This is a genomic window from Sphingobium sp. (assembly GCF_003248505.1).
Taxonomy (GTDB): Bacteria; Pseudomonadota; Alphaproteobacteria; order Sphingomonadales; family Sphingomonadaceae; genus Sphingobium.
On the sequence record NZ_QFOA01000123.1, the window covers coordinates 1 to 5779 of the forward strand.

9 protein-coding genes and 1 pseudogene are annotated in these 5779 nt (G+C 58.8%); 5 read left to right on the forward strand and 5 right to left on the reverse strand.

Annotated elements, in window-relative coordinates:
* Nucleotides 1-204: hypothetical protein (locus tag DI606_RS19190; RefSeq protein WP_293985516.1), on the reverse strand; the 204-nt coding region annotated here is incomplete at its 3' end.
* 55 nt (nucleotides 205-259) lie between these two features.
* Between DI606_RS19190 and DI606_RS19195 the strand changes: the two genes are divergently transcribed.
* Nucleotides 260-472: a hypothetical protein gene (locus tag DI606_RS19195; protein ID WP_221775552.1), complete on the forward strand. Its 213-nt coding sequence runs from the start codon at nucleotides 260-262 to the stop codon at nucleotides 470-472.
* Between the two features lie 555 nt (nucleotides 473-1027).
* A complete protein-coding gene (locus tag DI606_RS19200; RefSeq protein ID WP_293985520.1) occupies nucleotides 1028-1246 on the forward strand; it encodes a hypothetical protein in 219 nt (72 codons plus the stop codon).
* A 160-nt stretch (nucleotides 1247-1406) separates the two neighbouring features.
* Here DI606_RS19200 and DI606_RS19205 read toward each other — a convergent pair whose 3' ends face one another.
* Together DI606_RS19205 and DI606_RS19210 are read right to left on the reverse strand one after the other, a co-directional pair.
* Nucleotides 1407-1658 carry a hypothetical protein gene (locus tag DI606_RS19205; RefSeq protein WP_293985522.1) on the reverse strand — a complete coding sequence of 84 codons (252 nt, stop codon included), beginning with the start codon at nucleotides 1656-1658 and terminating at the stop codon, nucleotides 1407-1409.
* Nucleotides 1651-1971: a prevent-host-death family protein gene (locus tag DI606_RS19210; RefSeq protein ID WP_293985524.1), complete on the reverse strand. Its 321-nt coding sequence runs from the start codon at nucleotides 1969-1971 to the stop codon at nucleotides 1651-1653. The genes DI606_RS19205 and DI606_RS19210 overlap by 8 nt, the downstream gene beginning before the upstream one ends.
* A gap of 125 nt (nucleotides 1972-2096) precedes the next feature.
* On the opposite strand from DI606_RS19210, the pseudogene DI606_RS20405 reads away from it, so the two are divergent.
* A pseudogene (locus DI606_RS20405) lies at nucleotides 2097-2373 on the forward strand (hypothetical protein); the annotation flags it as partial.
* A gap of 181 nt (nucleotides 2374-2554) precedes the next feature.
* On the opposite strand, the gene DI606_RS19215 reads toward DI606_RS20405, so the two are convergent.
* On the reverse strand, nucleotides 2555-2974 hold the full coding sequence (locus tag DI606_RS19215) for a DUF3597 domain-containing protein (RefSeq protein WP_293985526.1): 420 nt from the start codon (nucleotides 2972-2974) through the stop codon (nucleotides 2555-2557).
* 143 nt (nucleotides 2975-3117) lie between these two features.
* On the opposite strand from DI606_RS19215, the gene DI606_RS19220 reads away from it, so the two are divergent.
* Entirely contained in the window at nucleotides 3118-3705 is a 588-nt protein-coding gene (locus DI606_RS19220) for a DUF4142 domain-containing protein (RefSeq protein ID WP_293985528.1), read from the forward strand.
* A 90-nt stretch (nucleotides 3706-3795) separates the two neighbouring features.
* On the opposite strand, the gene DI606_RS19225 is transcribed toward DI606_RS19220, so the two are convergent.
* Entirely contained in the window at nucleotides 3796-5274 is a 1479-nt protein-coding gene (locus DI606_RS19225) for a glycosyltransferase family 2 protein (RefSeq protein ID WP_293985530.1), read from the reverse strand.
* Nucleotides 5275-5400: 126 nt separating this feature from the next.
* On the opposite strand from DI606_RS19225, the gene DI606_RS19230 reads away from it, so the two are divergent.
* Nucleotides 5401-5779, forward strand: a 379-nt coding sequence (locus tag DI606_RS19230) for a site-specific integrase (RefSeq protein ID WP_293985531.1), incomplete at its 3' end; no start/stop codon positions are given.

Here is a 5779-nt window from a genome sequence, read left to right on the forward strand (position 1 = left end):
GACGAAAATGTTGAAGAGGACGATGAAGGTTCCGAGCCAGATCCAGATGGGCACCTGGATGCCGGCCCACGTCATCTTGTACTGGCTGGCGAGCAGCTGTGATCCGCGCGTGAAGTTGCCCGAATTTCGGGTGATCCGTCCGCGTGCGGAGTGATGTTTGACGGTCGCGGCCTGGCCGTTGAAGCGGATGTCGTTGCTACGCATGGAAGGTCTCCAGGCGTTGCTTTGCGGCTGCTAAGAGCTGTGGGACGACGTCACCGTGATCGCGCGTAATGATGACGTCGATCGCCGCTTGCATGTACTCGAGGACGAGCACGGCGCGGGTGATATTGAAGCTATGGTCCGCCTCGGCAAATCTGATGCCGAACATGAGAGCGTAGCGAGCGGCTTCGGACCGGGAACAGCCTCGCTTTGCAGCGATCTGATCCAGTGCCGCCAACTCACTCGGCAAAAGCCGAAAAGCTATGGTTGACTTAGACATGTACCACCCACGGTCAAGTGGATGGTGGGGCTTCCGAGCCTCTTAGATACCGCGATTTGCAGGGGGTTTCCAGCAATAACGTGTAGCTAAATTGCAAACAGAACTTATCGTGCAAAGACAAGTAGTTAGCGTGGGTGTCGTGAGGCGTTTGCACATGCAAACAGGCAAGCGTATGCAAACGGTCGATATTTCAATGTCTTAACCTGCGGCCTGCCGCATAGGGTGTGCAAATCTCTAGGGACTGTCAGCGGTTGTCGGGGCATCAGGGGATGTTGTCCGATCGCTGGTCCCGATTCCGGCAGGGAAGCGCCGCAGGCAATCTTCCCCGGGGTCGTCGGGACGGGGCTTCGCGGAGCAATCCCGCCCCACGACGGACCTGGCCATAGGCCAGTGTCCGTCGCCCTCATGCTGGTTCGGTCAAGACCGGACCAGCGAGCGCGATGGTGGCTCCATATGGAGATGATGCTGCGTGCTATTGTGTCGCCGTCGGCGGGCTGGCATCCTGTGTCTTGGAAGCTGGTCACACGATCAGAAAAGGCATGTCCCATGGCACGGAGTATCGAGCAGGAACGCAAGCAGCTTGAAGCGGAGGAACAGCGGTTGAGCGAGCGGCGCAAGCAGCTTGCCGAACGGGAGCGCAGCGACCGGCTGAAAGAGGTCGAAAGGTCGGGCTTCATGAAGGCCGACAGCGCGCAGTTTACCGGCATCCTCGAAGCGATCCGAATACTCGGGACGACAGAGACGCTCAAGCGCCTGACCGCGTAAGCAGGTCGGCGCGGCTTCGGGCCTCAAGCCCGGCAGGCAAAATGATGGGGGAGCGGCCGCCAGGCCCTCCCCCATTTTGCATGGCGACGATCGTCACGAGCCTTACGAAAGGGGCACCGGACCTGGCCGGCACCCCCGACGCAGGGATCGTGGAGGGAGGCTAACCCGGCGGGATCCTCCCGTAGAGAAAGCCGCCACCCTTGAGATCGATCACGTCGTGTCCACGCCAGTCGAATTCATTGGCTTCGTTCAGCACGACATACCTCTCCTGCGGGCGCGGCAAACCCATCGCCGTCGCGATCACATCCGTGTCGCTATCAGGTATTTCGCCGGGGCGCTCCTTGACGCCTTCGTCCCGGCCCGCAGCGGCTTCGGCGCTGAAGAGATAGACATAGTTGACGATATCACCCATCCGGGGTGGCGGTGCCGGAGGTGTCGTGGTCCCACTGACCGGCGGCAAGCTCGGCCTCACTGGGGAGCGAGGCTTCAAGACGGGCCGCGAAGTCATTGGGGAAGGTTCCTTCGGAATAGACGCGGCGGTTACCATGAAGCGTCGCGAGCGCCGCTTCAGCATGCTCAAGCCACTGGGCACTGACGACAGCCGCGAACGGACGCTTGTGCTTGGTAAGAATGACAGGCCGGGTCTGACTTTGATCGACATAGACGCCGGGTGACTTGTGAAAGTCGGTAAGGCTGACGGTGTCGTCGACAACGCGGGTCGCCATGATGTCCTCCTGCGATGGAAGTGGCGATTATACGCATTTTGCGCGGAATAGCCAAAACGATGACGGGGACCGCTTCAGGGGAGCGAAGCGATCCCCGCCGAGGGAAGCGAAACTAGCGGGCGGGTCGAACGCACATTGTCATACTCGATTGGCTCGACAATGCCGATCAGCGCCGCCGCACCAACGCCATCTTCAACAAGGGCAAGCCCGCAACGCGCTCGCCCGCAACGCCCGCCGCCTGCACGAGCGCGGCATCGACGTGCCTGACACCCTGCTCGCCCACGTCCTCCGCCGGGCTGGGAGCATATCAGCCTCACCGGCGACTATCTGTGGAGCAAGATCGACAAGCCCCGCGAGCGGTTCAGGCCGCTCCGGACGACGGGAACAGCCATCCACCCTTAGCGTACGCTCGGAGAAACATTCTGCTATGACCCTGAAAAGCCGGGGCTCTTCAATATGCAGGCGCGCTGCTCCTGTTGTCCGAACCAAGGCGCGGAGCGGGCTTCGGTGGTCGGGCGGCAGCGGCGGCGTGCGATTTTGAAGGGGAAGGCCCGCTTATTTTTTAGGAAGCGCCGCCGGTCCCTTAATTACGCAGACTGTCCGGCACGATACCGCCATTTTTCTCCAGCTCGGCGATCACGGCTTTATGAAGCGCGATATTCTGCTCAGCCGACCCATGCTCGCCTGCATGGACGTGAAGCTCCTCGGCCAGTTCCTTGCGCGCGGCGAGGCTGGAATCGAGGTCGAGCAGTTTCAGCAGATCGACGATCGACGACTGATAATTGCCGCCGCCGCCCTTCATCTCCGCCATCTCTGAAAGGACCGCGCCGACGTCGACCGGCGCGGGAGCGACCGCCGCGGGAGAGGTGGAGGGCGCGGGGGTGGGTGTTGTCACCGGCTCGACCGGGGCAGGGGTGGGTGCGGGGGCCTGGTTGGCGGCGGGCGCGGCGGGCTTGCTGCGATGGCCGAAAATCTTGTCCTTGATGCTGCTGAAGATGCCCATGGCGGATGCTCCCGATAAAATGGCAGCCCGACGAGGCCCCGCCACCCTTAACGGCGGAGAGCAAAGAAGGCTCCGACCGGAACGCGTGCCATCACCGGGGGTTATCCGGCTGAAGGCCATCATGGCCAGACAGGAGTAATCTCATGAGGACCACATTCATCATCGCCGGGCCTGCGCTCGCAATGGCGCTGGCCCTGGGTGGTTGCGGCAAGAAAAGCGACGACGTGACGGTCAACAATATGTCGATCATGAACGGGACCATGGGGAATATGGGCAATGACAGCGCGTCGGCTATGCCGATGACGAGTCCCGCCCAGACTTTCGCCAACACCGCCGCCGCCAGCGACATGTTCGAAGTGGAAAGCAGCAAGCTGGCGCTGTCCAAATCCTCGTCGGCACCGGTCAAGAAATTCGCCGACATGATGGTGAAGGCGCACACGGAATCGACCGAGAAGCTCAAGGCCGCCGCGAACTCCGTCACGCCGGCGATCGTCCCCAACGCCGCGCTGTCGGCCGAGCAACAGGCGACGATGGACAAGCTGAACAGCGCATCGGGCAGCGCGTTCGACACCGCCTATATCGCGGCGCAGACCGACGGGCATCAGAAGACGCTCGACACGCTGCGCGCCTATTCGGCATCGGGCGACGTGCCGGCGCTGAAGACGCTGGCGAGCGAAATGGTGCCGACCGTGACCGCGCACCTCAACATGGCGAAGGGGCTGAAGCCCTGATCCGCTCATTCTTCAAGTAGACTTTTCGATGTTTTCTAATGATTGGGCAGCGATTTTCACGACCCAATCATTGAATTGCATGCACTAATATTAGCGGCGTAGCCCGCTGATAATAGGCAATCCGTGCCTTTCCCACCAGCCAGCGTCCAGAATGGCAAGCTTGTTGACGTTCCAAATCATCTCGTGTCCATCCATATCATCATAATGGTGGTGCCAGCCCATCTTGTCGAACTCTTCTTCAGACCATCGTGGATAGCGTTCACGCAGGATTTTGCGTTTTGCATGCTCAACGGATCGAAGCGGAAAGTGGTGAAGCACAAACTTGTATGGACAATCATGGGCACCAGCAAATTGCGCTTCATGGCCGCCGCTCGAAGCCAGGGCTATGCGGTCCTGGCCTTGCAGCCATGCTTTTTTCTGGATGAAATGTCCTGGTTTCGTGCCAAATTCAAAATGGGGAAGAGCGCCTAGCGCATCACCAGTCAGAAATGGGCCATTGTTGATCGGGCGATGGTTCAGGACGGTAAAGTCGATCCGGTTCCAGCCTGCCATTTCAACCTGATGGCATGCATCGGAAATATTGAGCGAACAGAAAGATGCAGTGCGAATTTCGTCCGCATCCGAATGTATGATCCACCGCCCCTTGTGACAGAAAGCGATTTCCTCCTTACGCGTGAGGATATCAATCCAGCTTCCGCGCGACGGCTCATCGGCAGGAAAGCGTTCGAGCACCATGTGAGAGCCAAACCGGACAGCCAATTGTTCCAGCTGTTTCCAGGTGGCATCAGTCGACCAGTTGTCGAGCACATGAATATCGCAGCCCTGGTGGATCCAGCGTTCAACAACCTCTTCGATAATATCCGCCTCGTTGAAAGTAGATATGATAGCGAGAGGTCTCTTTTCCGCCGGAACGAATTTTGCCTGAAGCCGAGGCTCGTGGACGGAGACGATCGTGCGAAGAAGACGATCGCGATCGTTATTTATCGTAAGACCGATGAATAATGGCGGCAGCCCGGCAGAACAAAGCATCGACCGGTATTCCGGTAATGACCATTCCCGAACATGCGCTGGGTTGGGAGGTGGCCCCATGTGATCGCTACCCCGAACAAGTATGCGCTCTGGCGTGCTCGTAATGACAAGTGCCCCGCGTGCATAGGCGGAACGAAGGAAGTCCAATAGAGGTCGGGGATCAGGTAGATGCTCTATGACATCGGAGCAGACCAGGACGTCGTCAGACCCGATCGTCTCTAAGAGATGCTGGGGTATGGCCTGTCCAAGGTCGCACTCAAACCATTCTGCAGCATTCCCATGCTCAGACCGACAATGGTCAAGATTGGACCCGTAATCGATACCAAGCTTATATTGAGCCATGGCACCGGCAAGTTTGGATCCATTTCCAGTACCAACATCTACCAACCGCTTGCGAGAAGTGCCTGCGAGTAACAATTCGGCAAGCGGCATGATCTCTGGCTGAAACAGAACTCCATCATCGTGGATCGCGGTATCGTCATAATAGGTTGGGTCGGTGCAGGAGATATAGTCTGTTGGCAAAAAGAACTGTCGATCCATAAAAATGCCAAACTCCTAAAAATAGACGATCCACCAATACGAGCCCCTCATATCAACGATATCATTTCTTGGACAAATTTCTATATATGTGATAAAGGACATTATCACACATAGGTTGTGCTTCCAATGACATCCTCTCTCGTCCTGCGATCTTCCGTCCCGCTGCCGCCCCTCATCGCGCAGGCGGGACCGCAGGCGCAGATGCGCTTCCTTGAATTCTTTGCTGCCACGATCCGCAACCCCAATACGCGACGCGCCTATGCGAAAGCGGCGAATGACTGTCTCACTTGGTGTCTCAATCATGGAGTGAGCCACTTGAGCGACATTGCTCCCATTCATGTCGCCGCCTGGATCGAGACGCTGAGCCAAAGCCTCAGCCCGCCCAGCGTCAAGCAGCGGCTCGCAGCGGTGCGGCATCTGTTCGACTGGCTGGTGACGGGGCAGGTGATCGCGACCAACCCCGCCGCCAGCGTGCGCGGCCCCGCGCATTCGGCGCGGCAGGGCA

Bases quoted from the DNA above. Each gene is read 5' to 3' on its own strand.
- DI606_RS19200 (WP_293985520.1), top strand. From the start codon at position 1,028: ATGGCACGGAGTATCGAGCAGGAACGCAAGCAGCTTGAAGCGGAGGAA.
- DI606_RS19205 (WP_293985522.1), bottom strand. From the start codon at position 1,658: ATGGGTGATATCGTCAACTATGTCTATCTCTTCAGCGCCGAAGCCGCT.
- DI606_RS19210 (WP_293985524.1), bottom strand. From the start codon at position 1,971: ATGGCGACCCGCGTTGTCGACGACACCGTCAGCCTTACCGACTTTCAC.
- DI606_RS19215 (WP_293985526.1), bottom strand. From the start codon at position 2,974: ATGGGCATCTTCAGCAGCATCAAGGACAAGATTTTCGGCCATCGCAGC.
- DI606_RS19220 (WP_293985528.1), top strand. From the start codon at position 3,118: ATGAGGACCACATTCATCATCGCCGGGCCTGCGCTCGCAATGGCGCTG.
- DI606_RS19225 (WP_293985530.1), bottom strand. From the start codon at position 5,274: ATGGATCGACAGTTCTTTTTGCCAACAGACTATATCTCCTGCACCGAC.